26 protein-coding genes are annotated in these 22,793 nt (G+C 68.2%); 10 read left to right on the forward strand and 16 right to left on the reverse strand.

Annotated elements, in window-relative coordinates; translation table 11 throughout:
• On the forward strand, window positions 1-816 hold the full coding sequence (locus JVH1_RS30615; RefSeq protein ID WP_011594393.1) for an ATP-binding cassette domain-containing protein: 816 nt from the start codon (window positions 1-3) through the stop codon (window positions 814-816).
• A gap of 60 nt (window positions 817-876) precedes the next feature.
• Here JVH1_RS30615 and JVH1_RS30620 read toward each other — a convergent pair whose 3' ends face one another.
• On the reverse strand, window positions 877-2,277 hold the full coding sequence (locus tag JVH1_RS30620) for an MFS transporter (RefSeq protein ID WP_009474050.1): 1,401 nt from the start codon (window positions 2,275-2,277) through the stop codon (window positions 877-879).
• A 122-nt stretch (window positions 2,278-2,399) separates the two neighbouring features.
• Window positions 2,400-3,077 (reverse strand): TetR family transcriptional regulator, encoded by a 678-nt coding sequence (locus tag JVH1_RS30625; RefSeq protein ID WP_009474049.1) that lies wholly within the window; start codon window positions 3,075-3,077, stop codon window positions 2,400-2,402.
• Window positions 3,078-3,187: 110 nt separating this feature from the next.
• On the opposite strand from JVH1_RS30625, the gene JVH1_RS30630 reads away from it, so the two are divergent.
• A complete protein-coding gene (locus JVH1_RS30630) occupies window positions 3,188-4,102 on the forward strand; it encodes a shikimate dehydrogenase (protein ID WP_009474048.1) in 915 nt (304 codons plus the stop codon).
• Between the two features lie 116 nt (window positions 4,103-4,218).
• Window positions 4,219-4,710 carry a metallophosphoesterase gene (locus JVH1_RS30635; protein ID WP_016879941.1) on the forward strand — a complete coding sequence of 164 codons (492 nt, stop codon included), beginning with the start codon at window positions 4,219-4,221 and terminating at the stop codon, window positions 4,708-4,710.
• A 111-nt stretch (window positions 4,711-4,821) separates the two neighbouring features.
• Here the strand turns inward: JVH1_RS30635 and JVH1_RS30640 are convergent, their stop codons facing one another.
• Genes JVH1_RS30640 through pcaH form a run of 6 tightly spaced genes read right to left on the reverse strand, consistent with a single transcriptional unit; the run spans window position 4,822 to window position 10,798 of the window.
• Window positions 4,822-6,033 carry an acetyl-CoA C-acetyltransferase gene (locus tag JVH1_RS30640; protein WP_043778356.1) on the reverse strand — a complete coding sequence of 404 codons (1,212 nt, stop codon included), beginning with the start codon at window positions 6,031-6,033 and terminating at the stop codon, window positions 4,822-4,824.
• 36 nt (window positions 6,034-6,069) lie between these two features.
• Window positions 6,070-6,867 carry an IclR family transcriptional regulator gene (locus JVH1_RS30645; RefSeq protein WP_009474045.1) on the reverse strand — a complete coding sequence of 266 codons (798 nt, stop codon included), beginning with the start codon at window positions 6,865-6,867 and terminating at the stop codon, window positions 6,070-6,072.
• A complete protein-coding gene (pcaD, locus tag JVH1_RS30650) occupies window positions 6,864-8,066 on the reverse strand; it encodes a 3-oxoadipate enol-lactonase (RefSeq protein WP_009474044.1) in 1,203 nt (400 codons plus the stop codon). Before pcaD ends, JVH1_RS30645 begins: the two co-directional genes overlap by 4 nt.
• Window positions 8,063-9,415 (reverse strand): 3-carboxy-cis,cis-muconate cycloisomerase, encoded by a 1,353-nt coding sequence (gene pcaB / locus JVH1_RS30655; RefSeq protein ID WP_009474043.1) that lies wholly within the window; start codon window positions 9,413-9,415, stop codon window positions 8,063-8,065. Before pcaB ends, pcaD begins: the two co-directional genes overlap by 4 nt.
• Window positions 9,416-9,443: 28 nt before the next feature.
• A complete protein-coding gene (pcaG, locus tag JVH1_RS30660) occupies window positions 9,444-10,085 on the reverse strand; it encodes a protocatechuate 3,4-dioxygenase subunit alpha (protein WP_009474042.1) in 642 nt (213 codons plus the stop codon).
• Window positions 10,085-10,798 (reverse strand): protocatechuate 3,4-dioxygenase subunit beta, encoded by a 714-nt coding sequence (gene pcaH / locus JVH1_RS30665; protein WP_009474041.1) that lies wholly within the window; start codon window positions 10,796-10,798, stop codon window positions 10,085-10,087. Before pcaH ends, pcaG begins: the two co-directional genes overlap by 1 nt.
• 152 nt (window positions 10,799-10,950) lie before the next feature.
• Here pcaH and JVH1_RS30670 point away from each other — a divergent pair, with 152 nt between their 5' ends.
• Window positions 10,951-11,700 (forward strand): CoA transferase subunit A, encoded by a 750-nt coding sequence (locus JVH1_RS30670; RefSeq protein ID WP_005248111.1) that lies wholly within the window; start codon window positions 10,951-10,953, stop codon window positions 11,698-11,700.
• Entirely contained in the window at window positions 11,697-12,338 is a 642-nt protein-coding gene (locus JVH1_RS30675; protein ID WP_009474040.1) for a 3-oxoacid CoA-transferase subunit B, read from the forward strand. The genes JVH1_RS30670 and JVH1_RS30675 overlap by 4 nt, the downstream gene beginning before the upstream one ends.
• Before the next feature lie 10 nt (window positions 12,339-12,348).
• Here JVH1_RS30675 and fdhD read toward each other — a convergent pair whose 3' ends face one another.
• Entirely contained in the window at window positions 12,349-13,176 is an 828-nt protein-coding gene (fdhD, locus tag JVH1_RS30680; RefSeq protein WP_016879943.1) for a formate dehydrogenase accessory sulfurtransferase FdhD, read from the reverse strand.
• 129 nt (window positions 13,177-13,305) lie between these two features.
• On the opposite strand from fdhD, the gene JVH1_RS30685 reads away from it, so the two are divergent.
• The 3 genes from JVH1_RS30685 (at window position 13,306) to JVH1_RS30695 (ending at window position 17,102) form a co-directional block, all read left to right on the forward strand.
• Complete coding sequence (locus JVH1_RS30685) at window positions 13,306-13,929, forward strand: GNAT family N-acetyltransferase (protein WP_009474038.1); 624 nt, start codon at window positions 13,306-13,308, stop codon at window positions 13,927-13,929.
• Window positions 13,930-13,991: 62 nt separating this feature from the next.
• Entirely contained in the window at window positions 13,992-15,005 is a 1,014-nt protein-coding gene (locus JVH1_RS30690; RefSeq protein ID WP_009474037.1) for an iron-siderophore ABC transporter substrate-binding protein, read from the forward strand.
• A gap of 48 nt (window positions 15,006-15,053) precedes the next feature.
• Entirely contained in the window at window positions 15,054-17,102 is a 2,049-nt protein-coding gene (locus tag JVH1_RS30695) for a S9 family peptidase (protein ID WP_009474036.1), read from the forward strand.
• Window positions 17,103-17,132: 30 nt separating this feature from the next.
• Here the strand turns inward: JVH1_RS30695 and JVH1_RS30700 are convergent, their stop codons facing one another.
• The 3 genes from JVH1_RS30700 to JVH1_RS30710 all read right to left on the reverse strand — a co-directional run bounded on the left by JVH1_RS30700 (window position 17,133) and on the right by JVH1_RS30710 (window position 18,211).
• On the reverse strand, window positions 17,133-17,393 hold the full coding sequence (locus tag JVH1_RS30700; RefSeq protein ID WP_009474035.1) for a WhiB family transcriptional regulator: 261 nt from the start codon (window positions 17,391-17,393) through the stop codon (window positions 17,133-17,135).
• A 63-nt stretch (window positions 17,394-17,456) separates the two neighbouring features.
• Window positions 17,457-18,008: an HNH endonuclease gene (locus JVH1_RS30705; protein ID WP_009474034.1), complete on the reverse strand. Its 552-nt coding sequence runs from the start codon at window positions 18,006-18,008 to the stop codon at window positions 17,457-17,459.
• Window positions 18,009-18,070: 62 nt separating this feature from the next.
• The gene (locus JVH1_RS30710; protein WP_157173952.1) at window positions 18,071-18,211 is read right to left on the reverse strand and encodes a hypothetical protein; all 141 of its coding nucleotides are present in this window, start codon (window positions 18,209-18,211) and stop codon (window positions 18,071-18,073) included.
• Between the two features lie 214 nt (window positions 18,212-18,425).
• Between JVH1_RS30710 and mihF the strand changes: the two genes are divergently transcribed.
• Both mihF and JVH1_RS30720 read left to right on the forward strand, forming a co-directional pair.
• Window positions 18,426-18,737, forward strand: coding sequence for an integration host factor, actinobacterial type (mihF, locus tag JVH1_RS30715; RefSeq protein WP_005248100.1), 312 nt, complete (start codon window positions 18,426-18,428; stop codon window positions 18,735-18,737).
• A gap of 152 nt (window positions 18,738-18,889) precedes the next feature.
• Window positions 18,890-19,348 (forward strand): SRPBCC family protein, encoded by a 459-nt coding sequence (locus tag JVH1_RS30720; RefSeq protein WP_009474032.1) that lies wholly within the window; start codon window positions 18,890-18,892, stop codon window positions 19,346-19,348.
• A 116-nt stretch (window positions 19,349-19,464) separates the two neighbouring features.
• Here the strand turns inward: JVH1_RS30720 and JVH1_RS30725 are convergent, their stop codons facing one another.
• Genes JVH1_RS30725 through JVH1_RS30740 form a run of 4 tightly spaced genes read right to left on the reverse strand, consistent with a single transcriptional unit; the run spans window position 19,465 to window position 22,712 of the window.
• The gene (locus JVH1_RS30725) at window positions 19,465-20,742 is read right to left on the reverse strand and encodes a D-amino acid dehydrogenase (RefSeq protein ID WP_009474031.1); all 1,278 of its coding nucleotides are present in this window, start codon (window positions 20,740-20,742) and stop codon (window positions 19,465-19,467) included.
• A complete protein-coding gene (locus JVH1_RS30730; protein ID WP_051033659.1) occupies window positions 20,739-21,149 on the reverse strand; it encodes a RidA family protein in 411 nt (136 codons plus the stop codon). The genes JVH1_RS30725 and JVH1_RS30730 overlap by 4 nt, the downstream gene beginning before the upstream one ends.
• Window positions 21,142-21,291 (reverse strand): hypothetical protein, encoded by a 150-nt coding sequence (locus JVH1_RS30735; RefSeq protein ID WP_009474029.1) that lies wholly within the window; start codon window positions 21,289-21,291, stop codon window positions 21,142-21,144. Before JVH1_RS30735 ends, JVH1_RS30730 begins: the two co-directional genes overlap by 8 nt.
• Entirely contained in the window at window positions 21,288-22,712 is a 1,425-nt protein-coding gene (locus JVH1_RS30740; RefSeq protein ID WP_009474028.1) for a sodium:solute symporter, read from the reverse strand. The genes JVH1_RS30735 and JVH1_RS30740 overlap by 4 nt, the downstream gene beginning before the upstream one ends.
• Window positions 22,713-22,793: the final 81 nt, after the last annotated feature.

The raw sequence follows: 22,793 nt of genomic DNA on the forward strand, positions 1-22,793 counted from the left end.
ATGAGTACCATCGAACAACTTCCCGTCGATACCGAACCCGGTGGTGGCGACAAGATCCCGCTGATCGAACTCAAACACGTCGGCAAGCAGTACGGCAACATCATCGCCCTGCAGGACATCAACCTGCGGGTGCGGGCCGGGGAGGTCACCGGTGTCCTCGGCGACAACGGGGCCGGCAAGTCCACCCTGATCAAGATCATCGCCGGCCTGCACCAGCAGAGTGAGGGGGAGTTGCTCGTCGACGGCGAGGCCCTCACCTTCGGCTCGCCGAAGGAGGCCCTGTCCAAGGGCATCGCCACCGTCTACCAGGACCTGGCGGTGGTGTCGCTGATGCCGGTGTGGCGGAACTTCTTCCTCGGCCAGGAACTGCGGAAGGGACCGTTCAAGTCCCTCGACGCGAACGGGATGCGCGCCACCACGATGTCCGAGTTGTCGAAGATGGGCATCGAGCTGCCCGACGTCGACGCCCCCATCGGCTCGCTGTCCGGCGGTCAACGCCAGTGTGTGGCGATCGCCCGGGCGATCTTCTTCGGCGCCCGCGTCCTGATCCTCGACGAGCCCACCGCCGCCCTCGGCGTCAAGCAGTCCGGGATGGTGCTGCGCTACATCTCCGCCGCCAAGGAACAGGGCTTCGGGGTCGTGTTCATCACCCACAACCCGCACCACGCCTACATGGTCGGCGACCACTTCGTCCTCCTCAACCGCGGCCGGCAGAAACTGGACTGCACCTTCGACGAGATCAGCCTCGAAGAACTCACCCAGCAAATGGCCGGCGGCGACGAACTCGAAGCACTCACCCACGAACTGCGGCGTTAGCCACCGACACGACGACGCGCCCGGCACACGTGCCGGGCGCATCGTTCGTTTCCGAGTTGATCAGACCTTCGCGTTCGCTTTCGCCTTCGTGAGCGCGACGTCCTCCTTGTCGAGGTCGAGCAGCGGAGTACGGGAGTTCTCCTTCGCCGTGGAGGCAGAGGCCGCGGCGATGAGCGCGCAGACGGCGGTGAAGATCGCCACCGGCACCCAGTTCTTGGGATCGGCGCCGCGCAGTGCCTGGGCGATGGTCGGTGCGAATCCGGCGAGCGCGAAACCGAGCTGCGTGCCGATCGCCATGCCGGAGTAGCGAACCCGTGACGAGAACATCTCGGCGTAGAACGCCGGCCAGATGGCGTTGGTCCCGGCGTAGACGCCACCCATCAGCAGGATGCCCGCGAGGAAGATCATCGCCACGTTGCCGGTGCCGATCGCGGCGAAGTACAGGAAGATTCCGGCGGACGAACCGATCGCGCCACCGATGAACACCGGCTTGCGGCCGATCCGGTCGGACAGCATGCCGAGCAGCGGCTGCGAGACCAGGGCCACCGTGTTGGCGGCGATCGCGACCCACAGCATGGTCGTGCGGCTCATCCCGATTTCGGGGGTGGTGGCGTAGGCGAGGCCGAACACGGAGAACACGGTGCTGACGACGGCGATGAAGGCGCAGAAGACCACGCGGAGAACGTCACGCCAGTGCGTGCGGAAGAGGTCGACGACGGGGAGCGGGGCGGGCGCCTCGTCCAGGGCTTCCTTGTTGGCGATGAAGATCTCGGGCTCTTCGAGCTTGCGACGCACGATGTAGGCGACGACGAGGACGAGCAGGCTGCACCAGAACGGGACACGCCAGCCCCAGCTGTAGAGGGTCTCGTCGGGCAGCGCCGCGACGGGGATGAACGCGAGGCTCGCGACGATGAAGCCGGCCTGGGTACCGGTGAGCGTCCAACTGCAGAAGAAGCCGCGACGGTGGGCGGGGGAGTGCTCGAGGGTGAGCGAGCCCGCACCCGACTGTTCGCCGGCCGCGGAAACGCCCTGGCAGATACGCAGCAGCACCAGCAGCACCGGTCCGACCATCCCGGCCTGCTCGGACGACGGCAGACAGCCGATCAGGAACGTGACGACGCCCATGAGAACCAGGCAGAACATCATCACCTTCTTGCGTCCGGCCCGGTCGCCGAAGTGTCCGACGAACACGGCGCCGATCGGACGCGCGATGTAGGAGATGCCGAAGGTGGCCAGCGACAGCAGCAGCGGGTTCTTCGATCCCTCGAAGAACACGTGCGGGAACACCAACGCAGCAGCCGAGGCGAAGATGTAGAAGTCGTAGTACTCGAGCAGGCTGCCGAAGAAGGCGGCCTTCGCGGCCTTCTTCGCGTTGGTGGGGTCAGCGTTGGGGTCGACGGAGGAGCGGCCTTTGCCGTCACCGTTTCGACCGGAGGCGCCGGTGCCGTAGTCGATGGTCATCGATACTCCTGGGGAGCGAGGAATGTGAACACTGGCGGCTCGGAAGAGCAGGTGTTCGTAGGTCGTAGAAGCAAGGTAACCCAGGTCACAGCCTCGCGTCAATAATGGTCGAAATAGTTAGTTCATACTTTCCCGGGCTGCTGCAGGTAGGCCAGGACGACGTCGCCGATCATCGCGCGCAGGTGGGGGCGGTTCTCCGCGCCGGTGAGATCCCAGTCGAACAGCGCCTTGAACGTGTACCGATTGGCCACCCGGAAGACGCAGTACGAGCTGATGAGCATGTGGATGTCGAGTGCCGTCGTGTCGGTGCGGAAGATGCCCGCCTCCTGCCCTCGTTGGAGGATCCGCTCGAGCGTGCGAATCGCCGGCGCCTGCGTCTCGGGGAGTCCCTCGGCCCGGACGAGGTTGACGCCGCGGTTCGTGTTCTCGATCGCGACGAGACGGATGAAGTCCGGGTGAGCCTCGTGATGGTCGAACGTCAGCTCGGCGAGCGCCCGGATCGCCTCGGTCGGCTCGAGGTGGTCGACGTCGAGCTGGGACTCCTCGTAGCGGATCTCCTCGTAGGCCCGCTGCAGGACTGCCCGGTACAGCCCCTCCTTGTCGCCGAAGTAGTAGTAGAGCATCCGCTTCGTGGTGGCGGTCTTCGCCGCGATCTCGTCGATGCGGGCGCCGGTCAGCCCCTTGTCGGCGAATTCCGTCATCGCCACCCGCAGGATGTTCTCCCGGGTCTTCTCGGGGTTGCGGGTCCGTTTGACCGTCTCCTTCTCGGAGGTCGCGCCCGTCGTCTCGCTTCGTGTCATCGGTGAAACTCCTGCCTGTGCTGTCTTCCGCGCGGTATGGAGGTATGCTACCGTGACATAACTCACTAGATAGTTAATTAGCTCTCAGCCCTCTCCCGGAAGTGATCGCCATGACCTCTCGTGACCTCGATGCCCCCACCGCTCGCCCGTCGTACCTGTGCGGTCTGATCGGCACCGGGATCTCGAAATCGCTGACCCCGCCGCTCCACGAGGCCGAGGGTCGCGCGCAGGGCGTCGGGTACGTCTACCGGATCCTCGACCTCGACACGCTGGGCATGGGCGTCGAGGGGCTGCCGCAGCTCCTCTCAGCCGCCAAGCTCCTCGGGTTCAACGGGCTCAACATCACCCACCCCTGCAAGCAGGCCGTCATTCCGCTCCTCGACGACCTGTCCGACGACGCCCGCAAGCTCGGCGCGGTCAACACGGTCCACATCGAAGGCGGGCGCCTGATCGGCCACAACACCGACTGGTCCGGATTCGCGCGCAACATGGACGAGGGCCTCGAAGGCGCGCCCATGAACCACGTCGTGCAACTCGGGGCGGGCGGCGCCGGCGCGGCCGTCGCCTACGCCGCGCTCACCCGCGGTGTCGGACACTTCACGATCATCGACGCCGACGCCGCGCGGTCGAAGGATCTGCGCGACTCGCTTGCCGAACTGTTCCCGGACCGGGAAATCGCGGCCGGCGACCTCTCCGCCGTTCCCGCCGCGGTCGGTGCGGCCCAGGGCCTCATCCACGCGACGCCGATCGGCATGGCGGCCCACCCCGGCATGGCACTCGACGCCGCACTGCTGCGCCCCGACCTGTGGGTCGCGGACGTCGTCTACCGTCCCGCCGAAACCGAACTCCTCGCCCGCGCCCGCGAGATCGGTGCCCGGACCCTCAGCGGAATCGGCATGACCATCGGTCAGGCCGTCGATTCCTTCCGGATCTTCACCGGCCTCGAGCCGGACGCGCAGCGGATGCGTGAGCACATGGGTCTGCTGTTGCAGGCAGAGGACGCCGCCGCGCTCGCGGGCGCGTAAACGCCGCGTCTGCCCACTTCTGCACCTGCACCCCATTTCTGCACCTGCACCACTTTTCGCACGCGAAAACGGGTGCGGATGCAGAGAAAGGGTGCGGATTCGCGCAGACTGGGACCGTGAGGTTATTGCTGCTGGCCGACACCCATGTCCCGAAACGGGCGCGCGACCTGCCCGCCCGGGTGTGGGACGAGGTCGACCGCGCGGACGTGGTGATCCACGCCGGCGACTGGGTCGATCTCCCCACATTCGAGGCGCTGCAGGCGCGATCGGCGCGGCTCGTGGCGTGCTGGGGCAACAACGACGGCGACGACCTGCGCGCCCTGATGCCCGAGCGGGCGGACGTGACGCTGGCCGGGGTGCGCATTACCGTCGTGCACGAGACCGGGGCCTCGGCAGGCAGGGAGAAACGGATGTCCGCCGCTTATCCGGACACCGACGTCCTGATCTTCGGGCACAGCCACATCCCCTGGGACACCACCACGGAAACCGGTCTGCGACTGCTGAACCCGGGATCGCCGACCGACCGACGGCGCCAGCCGCACTGCACGTACATGACCGCCACCGCCCGGGACGGGGAACTCGGCGACGTCGAATTGCACCGGCTGTGACGAGCCCGGCTGTTGCGTGACGCAGCCGTGGACGTGCATTCTCGGCCCGGAACGAACATCGGCGGGCAGGCACGAAGCCTGCCCGCCGATGCGTGCACCGAAGACGCCGGATCAGACCCGCTCGAACACCGCAGCCAGGCCCTGGCCGCCGCCGATGCACATGGTCTCGAGCCCGTAGCGGGATTCGCGACGGTCCATCTCCCGCAGGAGGGTGGCGAGAATGCGGCCGCCGGTGGCGCCGACGGGGTGTCCGAGGGAGATGCCGGATCCGTTGGGGTTGAGGCGTTCGTCGGTGGGGTCGAGGTCCCAGCTGCGGAGGACGGCGAGGGTCTGCGCGGCGAAGGCCTCGTTCAGTTCGATCACACCCATGTCGGACAGCGACAGTCCGAGCTGACCGAGGGCCTTCTCCGTGGCGGGCACCGGGCCGATGCCCATGGTGCGCGGCGGGACGCCGGCCACGGCCCAGGACGCCATGCGGGCGAGGGGCTTCAGCCCGAGTTCCTTCGCCTTCTCGGCGGTTGTCACGATGCACACGGCGGCACCGTCGTTCTGCCCGCTGGCGTTGCCGGCGGTGACGGTGGAGGCGGAGTCGATCTTGGAGCGGATGGCGCGGAGCTTCGACAGCGACTCCACCGTGGTGTCGGCGCGCGGATGCTCGTCCTTGTCGACGACGAGCGGGTCCGACTTGCGTTGCGGCACCGTCACTCCGACGATCTCCTCGGCGAAGCGTCCTGAGTCCTGTGCGGCGACGGCACGCTGGTGCGATTGCACGGCGAGCGCGTCCTGGTCCTCACGGCTGATGTCGAACTCGGCGCGGAGGTTTTCGGCGGTCTCGATCATGCCGCCCGGCACGGGGAAGTTCGCACCGCCGGCGGTGACGCGGGCGCGGGCGAGCCGGTCCGCGAGTTGCACGCCTTCGCCCTTGACGCCCCAGCGGATGTTCGGGTTGGTGTAGAACTCGGCCTGGCTCATGGATTCGGCGCCACCGGCGAGGACGAGATCATTGCCGCCGGACGCCACCTGGAGCACGGCGGTGATGACCGCTTGCAGACCGGATCCGCAGCGGCGATCCACCTGCATGCCGGGGACGTCGATGCCGAGTCCGGCGTCGAGGGCCGCGATCCGGCCGATGGCCGGGGCTTCCCCGCCCGGGGACGCCTGGCCCAGGATGACGTCGTCGATCTGGCTGCCCTCGATGCCGGTGCGTTCGACGAGCGCCGTGATGACGGTGGCCGCGAGGCTCTGCGGGTTGATGTCCTTGAACACTCCGCCGAAGCGCCCGACCGGCGTTCGCAGGGGCTCGCAGATGACGACGTCACGCATGGAAAGACCTTTCATGAAGATTCCTCGGGCACTGCGTCAGCGATTGACGGTGGCGAGGTCCTGTTCGATGTCGGTTGCGGTGACCCGCAGCGACGGGATGAGATCGGAATGCAGATCCTCGAGGCTGTAGCGCGCGGCCGGTGTGGAGATGTTCACCGCCGCGACGGTCAGCCCGGAGGCATTGCGGATCGGGGCGGCCATCGACCGCAGGCCTGCCTCGAGTTCCTGGTCGAGAACGCAGATACCGTCCGCGCGGACCGCGAGAATCGCAGCCTTCAGCTCGTCGCGGGCCGTGATCGTGCGTTCGGTGAGCCGCTGGATGTCGAGCTTTTCGAGGTACGCGTCGAGTTCGTCGTCGGGCAGTCCCGCCAGCAGGACCCGCCCCATCGAGGTGGCGTACGCGGGGAGCCGGGTGCCGATGGTGATGCCCACCGTCATGATCCGGCTGACGGGCACGCGGGCCACGTACACGATGTCAGCGCCGTCGAGGATCGACACCGACGACGACTCGTGGACCTTGTGGCTCAACTTCTCGAGGTGCGGCTGCGCGACCTCCGGCAGCGACAGGCTCGACAGGTAGCTGTATCCGAGTTCGAGAACCCGCGGGGTGAGCCAGAACGCGGAACCGTCAGTGGCCACGTAGCCGAGCTCGACGAGGGTGAGCAGAAATCGGCGTGCGGTGGCGCGGGTCAGGTCGGTGGCGCGGGCGACGTCACTGAGCGTTCGCCGCTGATTCCGGTGGTCGAAGCAGCGGATCACGGCGAGGCCCCGGGCCAGGGACTGGACGTAGTCGGGGGACGGGAGGATCTTCTCCGTCGGTTCGGTAGCGGTCATGTCTGCGAATTCTCCTCCGTGGCCCCGGTGTCGGTGGAGGACAGGTCGGCGAGGGCCTGTTTGCCGAGTGCGAAGCCGAGATTGCTGTTGGGCACACCGGCGTAGACGGAGGTGTGGAGGAGCACCTCACCGATGGTGTCGGCGTCGACACCCGCGCGGAGGGCGGCGCGGATGTGCATGTCGAGTTCGTGCTCGTTGCCCACCGCGGTGAGGACGGCGATCGTGAGCAGCCGCCGCAACTCGTGGTCCAGCCCGGGGCGTGACCAGATGTCGCCCCACGCGGTGCGGGTGATGAAGTCCTGGAACGGTGCCGTGAAGTCGGTGGTGCCCGCCACGGAGCGGTCCACGTGCGCGTCGCCGAGTATCGAGCGGCGCACCGTCATTCCCTGTGCGTGCGCGGCGCGCCGGCCGCGCGCGTACCCGGCGCCGACGATGTGTTCGCGCAGCAGCGCCGTGACGGCTCCTGCCTGCTCGAGGTTCGCGACGTGCGCGGCGGGGGAGAGCACCTCGAACCGGGCCTCGGTGATGCCGTCCGCGAGGATCTGCATGACCGACGGCGGGGTGGACGGATCCTCCTCGCCCGCGATCACCAGTGTCGGTGCGCTGATGCGGGACAGGTCGGCGGTGAAATCCCAGTCGGCGAGGGCGTCGCAGCACGCGGCGTATCCCTCGGGGGACGTGGACGCGATCATCTCGCGGTAGTGCCGGACGAATTCCGGATCACGCTTGGCGAGCCCCTCGCTGAACCACCGTGCGACAACGGCATCCGCGAGCGACTCCGGACCGTCGGTGCGCGATGCCGCGGCCCGCTCGATCCATGCCTGCGGTTCACCGAATTTCGCGGCGGTGCACAGCAGCGACAGCGACAGCACCCGGCGCGGAGCGTGCGCGCCGAGCCACTGGGCGATCGCGCCGCCCATGGACAGTCCGACGAAGTGGGCGGCGTCGACGCCGAGCGAGTCGAGCAGGGCGAGAACGTCCTCGGACAGGTCGCGGACGGAGTACGGGCCGTCCGGTGCCGGCGATTCGCCGTGGCCGCGCTGATCGACGGCGACGACCCGGCATTCGTCGGACAGCGCCGCGATCTGCGGGTCCCACATCGACCGGTTGGAGCCGAGCGATCCGAGCAGGACGACGACGGGGGCGTCCGCCGCGCCGCTTCGGGGTCCGGAGATTTCGTGTGCGAGTGCGACTGTCATCGCGTTCCTTCCCGGCCGCGGGCCACTGTCTCCAGTGCGCGGTCGACGATGTCGTGGGCGTGGCCGAGGTATCCGGCGGGGTCGAGCAGGGCGCGGATCTCGTCCGCCTGCAGGTATTCGAGGAGCCCGGGATCCTCGTCGAGGGGGTGTCCGGTCTCGCACGCGGCGGTGACCAGGGCGCGCGCGTTGTCGGTGCGGGCGGACAGGGCGCCGGTGACGCGTTCCGCGAGGAGCAGGCCGCCGGTGATGTCGAGGTTGCGGGCCATCGCGTCGGGGTGGACGTTCAGCCCGCCGAGCGAGTCGGCGATGCGCGCGACGGCTCCGCCGGTGAGGCGTAGCAGGTCCGTGAGCGTTTCCCACTCGGCGTGCCAGGCGCCCGCGGCGCGCTGCTGCTCGTGATCCATCGAGCCGAGGATCGTCGCGACGAGTCCCGGGGTGCGGCGGGCCGCGGCGCGGGCCGCGATCGCGGCCACCGGATTGCGCTTGTGCGGCATGGCCGACGAACCGCCGGGGGACCCTTCGCTGACCTCGCCGACCTCGGTGGACGACAGGAACACGAGGTCGGTGGCGATCTTGGACACGGCGCCCGCGGCCGTTCCGAGCGCCGACGCGAGCAGCGCGATGCGGGTGCGATCGGTGTGCCAGGGCACGTCCTGACGTGCCAGCCCGAGCTCGTCGGCGAGCACGTCGGCGACGTCGAGGCCGTGCGGGTAGAGCGCAGCCGACGTGCCGGCCGCGCCTCCCAGTTGCACGGGAAGTCCGTCGAGGGCGTCGAACAGTGCACGGGAGGCCCTGTGCAACGCCGTCATCCACCCCGCGGCGAGCACGCCGAACGTGGTGGGGAGGGCCTGCTGGCCGAGTGTGCGGCCGGCGATCGGGGTGTCGCGCTGGGCCCGCGCGAGCGCCTCGGCGCACACCACCGCCTCGTCGAGCGAGGCCAGGATGTGCGCACCCGACCGGCGGCACAGCAGCATCAGGGCGGTGTCGAGGATGTCCTGACTCGTGGCGCCCTTGTGCACGTGGCTTCCGGGTACCCCGAGATCGGCGGCCGCGACCTCGCTGCGGAGCAGTTTCACCAGCGGGATCACGGGATTGCCCCCCGCTGCGGCCGCCACGCCGAGGGCACCCACATCCACGGAGCCCTCGGCGACGACGCGCGCGAACACCGACGAGATGGCGTCGGCGGACGCGGCGGGGATGACGTCGCACTTCGCCTCCGCCCGGGCCAGTGCCCCCTCGACCTCGACCAGCGCGGTGACCCACGCCCGGTCCGAGAGCAGCGCCGACATTTCGCCGGCACCGAACGTCGGATCGAACAGGGCACCCCGGGAAGGCTCCGGAGAGTTCACGCGCGACACCTTTCTGCGTTGTGACCGATTACAGGGCGAAGAACGGGGTTTCCCGTCCGTCCGTGTTCTGCACGTGGATCGTCAGGTGGTATCCGCGATCCGTCTTCTCCGCGATCAGCTTGGGGCGGTCGGCTTCCGGAACGGCGGACAGCACGGGGTCCGATGCGTGCGCGTCCGTGTCCTCGGGGAAGTAGAGCCGTGTGTACAGCCTCTCGAGCATGCCGCGGGCGAACAGTCCGACGTTGATGTGCGGGGCCTCGACGGCGCCGTCCTCGGCGGGAAGTGCGCCCGGCTTCACGGTGTGCACCACGATCGTGCCGCTCTCGTCGGCGAACACGCGGGCCAGGCTGCGGAAGCCGGCGGGGGTCGCCTCGGCGGCACCGCGGGGATCGGTGGGGCTGTTGAACCGGCCCGCGGCATCTGCCTGCCAGGTTTCGATCATCGCGTCGCCGATGGGCTGACCGGCGCCGTCGATGACGTTGAAGGACACGTCGATTCGTCCCGGCGCATCCTCAGGGACGGCGTCGCCGCTGTTCTCCCACGTGGGGAAGAGGCCGATGTGGACGTACGGGCCGACGGTCTGGGACGGCGTGACACCGAACGGCACCTGGTCCTGGCTCTTGGCGAAGACCGGGTAGCGGGGGGCGTCGGGATTCTGGGTGTCGATCATCAGTGGCCCTCCGGGTCCTCGAACGGGGTGGCGTCCCGACCGCGCAGGACGATGTCGAACTTGAATCCGACGGCCCAGTTGTCGCGGGTGTGGTCGTAGTCGAACGTGCTGATCATCCGCTCGCGCGCCGCTTCGGGCACCGAGTTGTAGATCGGGTCCTGGAAGAAGAACGGATCGTCCGGGAAGTACATCTGCGTGACCAGCCGCTGGGTGAACGCCTGACCGAACAGGGAGAAGTGGATGTGTGCGGGCCGCCACGCGTTGTGGTGGTTGCCCCACGGGTAGGCGCCGGGCTTGATGGTCGTGAACTCGTAGTGGCCCTGCTTGTCGGTGAGGCAGCGGGCGACACCGTTGAAGTGGGGATCGAGCGGGGCCGGCCAGGAATCCATCTTGTGGCGGTAGCGGCCGCCGGCATTGGCCTGCCACACCTCGATGAGGGTGTCGGGGATGGGCTTGCCCGCACTGTCGAGGACGCGGCCGTGGACGATGATGCGTTGTCCCTGGGCCTCGCCGCCGTTGGCGTGGGTCATGTCGTTCTCACCCTTGGCGACGTCGGCGTCGCCGAAGACCGGACCGGTGATCTCGCCGAGTCGCTGCGGGATCAGGATCAGGTCGTTCTTGGGGCTGCGCAGCCGAGTCGTCTTGTACTCGGGGAACAGCAGCGGGGCATTGGCTTCGTGCCCGGCTTCGAAGTGGGCTGGCAGATGCAGCATGGAAAAAGATCCTCACGTTCTCGATGTGAACAGTCGGCCGCTATTCGCACATAGTAGTCGCGTTCTGTGATGGGGCCAACAGGCGGGGCGGAATTTGTTCGCAATGTGGATAGGTGTTCACTACTCGAACATTTTGCGGTAGCCTGGGTCACATGGTCAACAAAGTCTTCGCAACGGCGGCCGAGGCCGTTGCCGATGTCCCCGACGGAGCGTCCCTCGCGGTGGGCGGCTTCGGCCTCGTCGGTATCCCCTCGGTCCTCATCGACGCCCTCCTCGCACAAGGTGCGACCGACCTCGAGACGGTCAGCAACAACTGCGGCACCGACGGTTTCGGTCTGGGTCTGCTCCTCGAGCAGCACCGGATCCGGCGCACGATCAGCTCGTACGTCGGCGCGAACAAGGAATTCGCGCGGCAGTACCTCAGCGGAGAGCTCGAGGTCGAGCTCACTCCGCAGGGCACGCTGGCCGAGCGCATGCGCGCCGGGGGAGCGGGCATCCCCGCCTTCTACACCCCCGCCGGTGTCGGGACGCAGGTCGCCGACGGCGGTCTGCCGATCCGCTACGACGGCCAGGGCGGCATCGCGGTGGCGAGCAAGCCCAAGGAGACGCGCGAGTTCGACGGAGAGGCCTTCGTCCTCGAACGCGCCATCCGCACCGACTTCGCGCTGGTCCACGCGTGGAAGGGTGACCGCCTCGGCAACCTCGTGTACCGGGAGACGGCCCGCAACTTCAACCCGGACGCCGCCGGCGCCGGTCGCATCACCATCGCGCAGGTCGAGTACCTCGTCGAGCCCGGCGAGATCGACCCCGCCGAGGTGCACACCCCCGGCATCTTCGTCCAGCGTGTGGTCGAGGTCGGCAAGCAGGAAACGGGAATCGAGAACAGGACGGTACGGGCATGAGCTGGACGCGTGACGAGATGGCGGCCCGGGTCGCGGCCGAGCTCGAGGATGGGCAGTACGTGAACCTCGGCATCGGCATGCCCACCCTGATCCCCGGTCACATCCCGGCCGGCAAGGACGTCATCCTGCACTCGGAGAACGGCATCCTCGGCGTCGGGCCGTACCCGACCGACGACGAGGTCGACCCCGAACTGATCAACGCGGGCAAGGAGACCATCACCGTGGTCCCCGGCGGCGCGTTCTTCTCCTCCTCCGACTCCTTCTCGATGATCCGCGGCGGCAGCGTCGACGTGGCAGTTCTCGGCGCCATGCAGGTCAGCAGCCACGGCGACCTGTCCAACTGGATGGTCCCGGGCGCCATGGTCAAGGGCATGGGCGGCGCGATGGACCTCGTCCACGGCGCGGGCAAGGTCATCGTGATGATGGATCACGTCACCAAGAAGGGTGAGCACAAGATCCTCGAGGAGTGCACGCTGCCGTACACCGGCAAGCGCTGCGTACAGAAGATCGTCACCGATCTCGCTGTCATCGACGTGACCCCCGACGGCCTGCGGCTCGTCGAGACCGCTCCCGGCCACAGCGTCGAGGACGTTCAGGCGGCCACCGGCGCGACGCTCCTCGTCGACGCCACCGTCTAGAACCGCCCCCTCAGACCCCGGTCTTCACGCGCTGGGCTCCGGCATAGACGTTCATCGACTCCCCGCGGAGGAAGCCGACGAGCGTCGTGCCGGATTCCAGTGCCAGGTCGACGGCCAGCGAGGACGGCGCCGACACCGCGCCGAGCATCGGTATCCCCGCCATCACGGACTTCTGCACCAGTTCGAAGGACGCGCGCCCGCTGACGAGGAGAACACTGCCCGACAGCGGCACCCGCTCCTGTGTCAGTGCCCACCCCAGCACCTTGTCGACGGCGTTGTGCCTGCCGACGTCCTCCCGCAACGCGACGAGTGCGCCGTCGGGGGTGAACAGGCCCGCGGCGTGCAGTCCGCCCGTCGAATCGAAGATGCGCTGACCGGCCCGCAAGGTGGCCGGCATCGACGACAGCGTGGCCGCGGTCACCGACAAGTCGTTGCCGGACAAGGGGAATCGTGACCGTGTCCGGACCTGGTCCAGCGACGCCTTGCCGCACACCCCGCAGGCCGACGAGGTGACGAACCGGCGTTCCGGTCCACCCGGAACCGGGACGCCCTCGGCAAGAACCACGTCGAGCACGTTGTACGTGTTGGCTCCGCTCTCGTCGACGCCGTCGCAATAGCGGGCGACGGACACGTCGTCGCGGCTCTCGATGATGCCCTCGGTCAGCAGGAACCCGTGCACCAGATCGATGTCGTCGCCCGGCGTGCGCATCGTCACCGACAGTGAACGGCCGCCGACCCGGATCTCGAGGGGTTCTTCGACGGCCAGCGAATCGGGTCTGCGTGTCGTTCCGTGGTCGGTGATGCGGACGACCGGGCGTCGCGCGGTGACGCGGCCCATCACCTGCCGCCGGATTCGAGCGGACTGCGTGCGGACGAGGGGCGGGTCATGAGTCCATAGTGGCCCCGAACCGGGCGCGACGGCCAGTCGTTCCGGCGCGCCCGCCTGGTGTGCCCGTACCCTCTGGGCATGGGTGTGAGCGTGCGAGCGGCGACCGGATCCGACATTCCCGAACTGTCGCGCGTCCTTGCCGACGCGTTCTTCGACGATCCCGTGATGGTGTGGATGTGGCCGGATCCCGAGCGCAGGCGGCGCGGTCTGCCGAGACTGTTCGCGGTGGAGATCCGCCATCACCATCTGGCCGGGGGCGGAGCCGAACTGGCAGAGGACGGCGACGGCGTGGTCCGCGGGGCCGCCATGTGGGATCCGCCCGGCGGCTGGAAGCAGTCGACGTTGTCGTCGATCCTCAGCCTGCCGGGACTGGTCCGCGCGTTCGGCTCGCGGCTGGGCGTCGGGGCCGCGGTGAGCGGAACCGTCGAGGACGCACACCCGGTCGATCCCGTGCACTGGTATCTGGCGACGATCGGGACGTCGAGCGCGGGACGGGGCGGCGGTTACGGGAAGGCGCTGTTGCGGTCGCGGCTGGACCGGTGTGATGCCGAGGGGCTCCCGGCGTATCTGGAGTCGAGCAAGGAAGACAACATTTCCTACTACCAGCGGTTCGGATTCGACGTCACCGGCGAGATCCGGATCCCGGACGGCGGGCCGACGCTGTGGGCGATGTGGCGGGAACCCGTCCGCGCGACCCCTTAGGATAAGCTCGGCAAGCCTTACCTAAGTGGATCGTAGTACCTGGTAGACGAGAGGGTCGCCGCATGAACGTGGGTCAACAGAGGATCGGCCTGAGCCGACGCGGATTCCTCGTGGGCACCGGGGGAGCGCTGCTCGCGTTCGCCGCGGCCTGCAGCAGCTCGGACGGCGACGGCTCCGGCACCGGCAGTGAGCCGTCCGGTCCCGTCATCGCCCACAAGTACGGCGAGACCCAGGTGCCGACCGACCCGCAGCGCATCGTCAGTGTGGGCTACAACGACCAGGACACGATCCTCGCGCTCGGCGGCACGCTGGCAGGCACGTTCGACTGGTACGGCGACTACCCGTATGGCGTGTGGCCGTGGGCGCAGGACCTCCTCGGCGACGCGCAGCCCGAGATCGTGGGCACGGCATCGACCAACATCGATTTCGAGAAGGTCGCGACGGTCGCCCCGGATCTGGTGGTCGGCACCTACTCCGGCCTCACCCAGGCCCAGTACGACAAGCTGAGCGCCATCGCGCCGACGGTCGCGCAGCCCAAGGAGTTCGCCGATTACGGCGTCCCGTGGCAGGACCAGACGAGGATTCTCGGCGAGACGCTCGGCAAGAAGGACAAGGCCGCGGAGCTCGTGTCCTCCGTCGAGACGCAGTTCGACGACGTCCGGGCCGCCAACCCGGCGTTCGCGGGAAAGACCGTCCTCGTCGGCGCGCTCAAGGGTCCCGGGCAGTTCGGTGTGTACGGTCCGGAGGACCCGAAGGTCCGGTTCTTCACCGAACTCGGATTCGTCAATCCCGCTGTGACGGAACAGATCACCGGCAACTTCGCCGAGATCAGCACGGAGCAACTGTCGCTCGCGAACGTCGATCTCCTCGTCTGGTACGCGGGCGGCGGATACGGCGACAAGTTGCGCGCGGAGCTCGACAAGACACCGATCTATCAGGAACTCGACGTGGTGAAGGCCGGACGCACGCTCACGCTCGAGGACGCCGCCGCCGAAGCGATGGCGTGGAGCACCGTATTGAGCCTGCCGTACGCGTTGAACGAGATTCCGCCGCGGGTCGCGCCCCTGCTCGCCTGAGACGCGGATGTCCGACGGTGTGAGCCCGGTTCGTGATACCAACGACTCGTGACCGCGATTCCTGAACTCCACGCCGGAACTCCTTTCGACGACCTCGACGACTACCTCGCGCTCGGCCGCGTCGGCGGCCTCGCGCTGTCCGCGGACGGGCGAAGGCTCGTCGTCGCGCAGTCGACGCTCGACGAGAAGGCGACCAAGTACGTCACAGCACTGTGGGAGATCGATCCCACCGGCGAGTTCGCGGCCCGCCGGCTCACCCGAGGTCGCAGCGGGGAGTCCAACCCGACGTTCACCAGCGACGGCGATCTCCTCTTCACGTCCTCCCGTCCGACCCAGGACGAGGACGACCTTCCCGACGATCTGTGGCGGCTGCCCGCGCGGGGCGGCGAGGCGGTGGTCGTCGCGCGCCGCGGCGGTGGCATCACCGGGGTCCGCGCCGCACGGTGCGCGCCGCGGGTCGTCGTCACCACCGGGGTTCTCGGGAGATCCGGGGAGTCCGCCGACGACGAGCGGGTGCGCACCGAGCGCAAGGAGAAGAAGGTCTCGGCGATCCTGCACACGGGCTACCCGATCCGCTACTGGGACCACGATCTCGGTCCCGAGGTGCCCCACCTCCTGTCCGCCTCACTGGACGCGCTCGCGGAGAACGGGCAGGAGCCGGAGCTGACCGACCTCACTCCGATGCCGGGTCCGGCACTGCGGGAGGCGAACTACGCGCTGAGCGACGACGGCGCGTTCGTCGTGTCGTCGTGGACGGTGCCCGGTCCGCTGGCGTCGATCCGGAGCATCCTCGTACGCGTCGACACCGAGACGGGGGCGCGGACGGTCCTCGTCGACGACGCCGACGCCGATCTGTCGGACCCGGTGATCTCCCCGGACGGACGGCATGTCGTGTTCACGAGGGAATCGCATGCGACACCCGACGCCGCGCCGCGATTCACGCTGCACCGCTACAGCTTCGACACGGGCACGGTCTCGGAGGTGGCGCCGGGGTGGGACCGGTGGGCAACGTCCGTGGCCTGGCTGTCCGACGGTTCGGGCCTCCTCGTCACCGCCGACGACCGTGGGCGTGCCCCGATCTTCCTGCTCCGTGACGGCGCGGACCCCACTCGGGTGACGACCGACGATTGCGCGTACACCGACCTGCAGGTGGCCCCCGACGGGTCGACGGTGTTCGCGCTGCGGGCGTCGTACGCGGCGCCGCCGCACCCGGTGCGCATCGACATCACCACCGGCGCCGTGTCACTGCTGAAGGCTCCCGCCGACCTCCCCGAGTTGCCGGGCACGCTGACGGAGGTCGAGACGGTCGCCGCCGACGGCGCCGCGGTGCGCGCGTGGCTCGCGGTGCCGACCGGCGCCTCCGCCCACGCGCCGGTTCCTCTCGCGCTGTGGGTGCACGGCGGCCCCCTGGGGTCGTGGAACACCTGGTCGTGGCGATGGAACCCGTGGCTGCTCGTGGCGCGGGGATACGCCGTGCTGCTGCCGGATCCGGCGTTGTCCACCGGCTACGGGCAGGAGTTCGTCGAGCGGGGCTGGGGTAAGTGGGGCAAGGCCCCGTTCACCGATCTCATGGCGATCACCGACGCCACGGTGGCACTGCCGGAGATCGACGAGAAGCGCACCGCGGCGATGGGCGGATCGTTCGGCGGTTACATGGCCAACTGGATCGCCGGACACACCGACCGGTTCAAGGCGATCGTCACCCACGCCAGCCTGTGGGCGCTGGACCAGTTCGGCCCCACCACCGATGCCGCCTGGTACTGGCAGCGGGAGATGACGCCCGAGATGGCGGTGGAGAACTCGCCGCACCTGTACGTCGCGGACATCGTGACCCCCATGCTGGTCATTCACGGCGACAAGGACTTTCGCGTTCCGATCGGAGAGGGGCTGCGGCTGTGGTTCGAGCTGCTGTCCGAGTCGGGGTTGCCCGCGGACGACGACGGTCGCACCGAACACCGCTTCCTCTACTTCCCGGACGAGAACCACTGGATCCTCACCCCGCAGAACGCGAAGGTCTGGTACCAGGTGGTGCTGTCGTTCCTCTCCGAGCACGTGCGGGGCGAGGACGTCGCGCTGCCCGAGATCCTGGGCCGGTAGCCGGCGGACCGGGGCCGCGCCGAGGCGGATTCACGTCCGCTTCTCGCGACCCCGATCGAATTCCTTGCCACCCCACACACCAGTCTGACCGGTGGTCCTGGCGAACAGCTCGCAGCGCATCCGCAGTGCGCAGCGATGGCAGACGTCGCGCGCGTACTCGAAGTCCTCGGTCGGGAACGGGAACCACCGGTCCGGCTCGGGGTCGGCGCGGCACGCCGCGTCAACCCAGCCCGCGGGGTCGTCGGAGGCAGGCAGCAGGGTGGACAGGGTCGTGTCCAGGACGTCGGTCATCGGGAAATCTCCCCTTCCCGGGAGAAGGTCGGTCGGGTGGAGGCTGGTGCAGGGATCTCGTGGTCAGACCGCCGCGAGATCCCTCCAGATCAGCCGCTGCGCCTTCTCGATGTGCCGGGGCGCCTTCGGCTCCCAGAGCAGCGGCATTCCCGCCTCCTCCGGTGTGCGGTCGGCCTCCCTCTGGTTGCAGGGGACGCAGCAGGCCACGAGGTTGGCCCAGGTGTTCGGGCCACCGCGGCTCCTCGGCAGCACGTGGTCGATGGTCGTCGCGACCGGCTCGGCGCAGTAGCCGCAACGATTGCGGTCGCGGCGGAACACGCCCGCGAACGTCGCGCGGCTGCTGTCGGTCACCAGCACGGAGTGCGGGACGTAGACGTAACGCAGCAGTCGAATGGTCTGCGGGAGGCTGATCTCGACGTGCTGCGAGCGAATCGGGAACGGCGGCTCCCGATCCGCGACCGTCTCGGCCGCACCGACACTGATCAGCACGACGGCGCGCTCCGCGGGAATCTCGCAGAGGGCCTCGTACGTCACATTGAGGACCAGCACATCCGCGCGCGACCAGTTGCGGGCGTCGAGGGTGTTGCCGGGTGGGTTACGGGAGAAGTGCCTCACGGGAGATCTCGGTTCTGTCGTCGGTTCGCGGCGGTGGGAGCACGCCGGCGACGGAAGTCGAGTCAGGCGTGTCGGGCGGTGCGGCAGGTCTTCGGGGCGGGCATGATCCCGCGTTCGCCTTGCCGGCCGGCGGGGAAGGAGGAGGCGGCGCCCGTGCGTGACGGCCGCAACCGGGTTGCGTGGGCTGCGGGCAGTGCGCGCATCGCTACGTCCTTCCTGAACTCGACGTGTGAACCGATCGGAACACGTCGAGCATGACACAGCACACCGCCCGCGTCCTGGCATTTTTCGTGCCGCCGGACCTGTGAGCCGGGGCTTGTCGAATCGGACAGGATGCGCGACACGTCCGATGGATGAGGTGAAGTTGCGGTTCTCTCGCTACGGTGTTCGATACGTACCCCGAATGAAGGAGACATCGTGGCACTTCCCCAGCTCACTGACGAACAGCGGGCAGCAGCTCTCGAGAAGGCCGCCGCCGCTCGTAAGGCACGCGCGGAGCTCAAGGACAAGCTCAAGTCCGGTGACATCACCCTCAAGCAGGTCCTTTCCAAGGCCGATGTCGACGACATCATCGGAAAGACCAAGGTCAGCGCCATTCTGGAAGCCTTGCCGAAGATCGGCAAGGTGAAGGCCCAGGAGATCATGGCCAACCTGGAGATCGCTCCGACGCGCCGCCTCCGTGGCCTCGGCGACCGTCAGCGCGACGCCCTGCTGGCGCACTTCAGCTGACACGTTCCCCGGGTGCCCGCCCCATCGCCCTCCGCGACGGGCGGGCGCCCGGACGCGTCTTTCCGAACCTTCACCCCGCTAGTGCAACCTGAAGGTTGCGCAAATGCACGCCGATGTGCAACCGTGAGGTAGCACATTGTCGAGAGGTGAGGATGATCATGAGCGTTCCGGACGCATCCCAGGACAGGATCGAGCGCGAGATCCAGATCGACGCCCCCATCGAGCGGGTGTTCCGGCTGGTGAGTGAACCCGGTTGGTTCATCGGCGACGGCGAACCCGGCAAGACGACCACCACACGTGAAGGCGACGTCTTCGTCGTGGACTTTCCCCCGTACGGGCGCTTCCCGATACTTCCCGTCACGTCCGACGCACCGCACTACGTCTCGTTCCGTGGGGGAGACGATCCCGCGCAGCCGCTCGTGGATGGCACGTCCACCCTGGTCGAGTTCTTCCTGTCGGAGCGGGACGGCGGCACACTCCTCCGCGTCGTCGAGACCGGATTCGCCGCCCTGTACCCGAATGCCGAGCGCCGCGCGGCCGCCTACGAAGGCAATGTCGAGGGCTGGGAAATGCAACTGGCGTTCGCCAAGCGCGACGCCGAAAGCGGCTGATCGAGCCTCTGCCCGAGACAACCTCGCTGACCGCAGTCGGGGGTTGCGGTCAGCGAGGTCGGTGCGCCGCCGTTTCCGGAGGCACGCTCGGATAGTCGTCGGGTCAGTGCACTTCGTTACGCGCCTCGCCGGCTCGGATGCCGACGGGACGAAATCGGGGAGTACGGAGTCGGGTCGATGTCCGGTCGCCGTTCGTCCACGAGGTCCGCGAGGATGCGGGCCGAGCCGACCGCCATGGTCCAGCCGACGTGACCGTGACCGGTGTTGAAGTACAGATTGTCGTGCCGTCCCAGTCCGATCATCGGCGGGCCGTCGGGTGTCATCGGGCGAAGGCCCGTTCGATACCTGGCCGTGTCCCAGTCCACGGCGCCGGGGAACAGGTCGTTCCCCGCGTCCACGATCCCCGCGTAGTCGGCGGGCGAGTGACTGCGGTCGTATCCGACGAATTCCGCGGTCGCCGACATTCTCAGTTCGTCACCGAACCGCGACCAGGCGACGAGCGTCTTCTCGTCGATGCCACCCACCACCGGTGCCCGTTCGGGGTCCTTGACGGTCGCGGTCAGCGTGTATCCCTTGGCCGGGTAGACGGGCAGTCGCACACCGATACTCCTCGCGACGAGAGCGCTCGCGGCCCCGGCGGCGAGGACGAAGGCATCCGCGCGAATCTCGCCCCGGTCGGTGACGGCTGACGTGATGGCCGCGCCGTCGGTCTCGAGGCGCATAACGGACGTGCCCAGGTGGAACCTGACCCCCAGCCGTCCGCATTCCTCGGCAAGCCCCACCGAGAACCTGTGCGGGTCGCCGGTGCCGTCAGTGCGGTCGTGGATCGCCCCCGCGAACGTGGCCGTCCCGTGACGGAGCGCGGGCTCCGCGGCCGCGATCTCGTCGGGTCCCAGCACGTCCTGCAGCTGTCCGTGGTCGCGGAGCAGTTGCGAGTTCACCTGCGCTCGTTCCAGTTCCGCTTCGTCCCGGTACAGGTACAGCACGCCGTTGCGTGTCTGGCAGTACTCCAGGTTCTCGCGGGTGGTGAGTTCGTCCATCAGCTGCTGGCTGTACCGGGCCAGTCGGAGCTTCGCGAGAGTGTTCGACCGCGCCCGGGAGGCCGTGCACTCGCGGAGGAATCGCACACCCCACCGGGCGAGTTCGGCGTCCGCCCGGGGCCGGACACGGATCGAGGTCGACGCGCCGAGCAACGATCGGGCCAGCATGGTGGGAGCCGACGGCGACGCCCACGCGTAGGAGTGGCCGGGGGCGATCAATCCGGCGGTACTCGCGCTGGTGTCGGACGCGACCTCGCTGCGCCGGTCGTATACATGAACCTCGTGTCCACGCTCGGCCAGAGCGTGGGCGGTCGCGACACCGACGACCCCTGCTCCGAGAACTGCCACCTTCATTCCGTTTCCTTTCCTTCGGTCGAGCCCCGGCCCGTGACGGCGACGACCTGTATCTCCACGAGCAGCTGCGGGTCCAGCAGGGCCGCGACCACCGTTGCCCTGGCCGGGCGGTGTTCTGCGGCGAACCAGCGCATCCATTCCTCGTTGAAGCGCGGGGCGTCGCCGGCGTTCGCGAGATACACCGTGGCTGAGGCGATGTCGTGCAAGGTGGCGCCGGCCGCGGCGAGAACCCTGTCGAGACGTGTGAGGGAGTGACGTGTCTGCTCCACCACGTCGGTGCCGACGACGTCGCCGGTGTCGTCGAACGAGACCTGGCCGGAGACGAACACGAGGTCGCCCACCCTGCGCGCCGACGGGTACGGGCTGGTGCCGGTGGTCACCCCGGGAACGTCCACGATGTCACCCATGGTCGCGCTCACCCGCTGTGGTGTCACCGCTGTCACCGCGCAGCACTTCCTTGACGTAGAAGCGCCAGCCGAGGAATCCGACCCACAGGGTGACGGCGATGACGGCGGTGGGTACCCCGTAATAGAGGAGGACGGGAATCATGCGAATTCTCCTTCGGTGACGCGGACGGCAGGCTGTTGCCGGCGCGGATAGCGGGACGAGGTGGCAATCGCGACCGTGACGAAGACGAGCAGGTTGGCGACGACGCCGGGCACCAGCCCGTCCAGTCCGAACGGAGCGTCGAGGCCCCACTGCCACACCGCGGTGACGATCGCGCCCGCCGTGATCGCCGACAGTGCCGCCGGCGCGGATCGCACGCCGAACAGCACGGCGCCGAACAACGGAACGATGACCGTCGGAGCCCACAGTGTGTAGCTGTAGAGAAGGGCGTCGACGATGGACGGAACGCTGAGCGCGAAGATGGTCGCCCCGGCACCGACGACGACACTGGTGGCCCGCTCGATGGTGAGCCGCCTCGACGGCGGCAGCTCGGTGGGGCTGAGGGGCTGGTAGATGTCCTTGGTCAGGACGACGGCGGTGGAATTGAGGTAGGAACTCGCCGTCGACATCACGACCGCCATCAGCGCCGCCACCACCAGCCCGAGAACGCCGACCGGCATCAGATTCATCACCACGGTCGGAAGCGCCTGATCGCTTTCGATGTCCGGGTACAGGACGAGTGCGATCAACCCGAGAGACGCCGACGTGAAGAAGAAGAAGAACGAGAAGAATCCGGCCAGTGCGTAACCCTTACGGGCGTGCCGTGAGTCGGGAGTGGAGAACGTCCGCTGCGCGTACGGCGGGACCAGCGTCTCGCCGAGCAGTAGTGCAGCGAACAGCGTGAGGAACTGTGCGGGGGAGTAGTCGCCCATGAACGAAAGATGCTCGGCGGGAACACTGTCCAGGAGAGCCGACGGTCCGCCGACGGCGTCGAGCCCGATGAGGAGCGCCACCGGCAGGAGTACTCCCAGGAAGACGAACTGCAACAGGTCCGTCTGGATTACCGCCCAGGCCCCACCGAACGAGGAGTAGAGCACGACCACTCCCATGCCGATGATCACCGCGGGCACGGTGGGCACGTCGAGGGTGGCGTTGACGACGGTACCGATGGCCAGGGCCTGGGCGCCGAGGATGCCGGCACACAGGACGACGGACAGTATGCCGGTCACCAGTCGCGCCGGCCGGCCGTAGTGTGCCTCCATGATGTCGCCGAGGGTGTGGGCGCCGATGTAATTCTTGAGTCTGGGCGCAACGAAGTAGCCGACGAGCACCGTCTGAACGCCGAACGCGCAGAAGGCGAACATGTACACGTAGCCGTCACGCATCGCAGCGCCGGCGACGCCGAGCGATGCTCCGCCGCCGAGGAACGCTGCGGCCAGGCTGCCGAAGAAGACCGGCCAGATGATTCGGTTGCCTGCCACGGCGAAATCGTCCGGCGACTTGACGCGTCGCATGGTTTGGACGCCGATCAGGACGAGTAGCAGGAAGTAGGCACCGAGAAGTATCCAGTCGAGGATTGCCATGTGAACTCCTAGTTGGGATGCACCCATCGTAGGAACGTCATGTGACCGTGGTCACTAGGCAAGTTGACCCTGATTTATACT

Source organism: Rhodococcus sp. JVH1, from assembly GCF_000280725.2.
Lineage (GTDB): Bacteria > Actinomycetota > Actinomycetes > Mycobacteriales > Mycobacteriaceae > Rhodococcus_F > Rhodococcus_F jostii_A.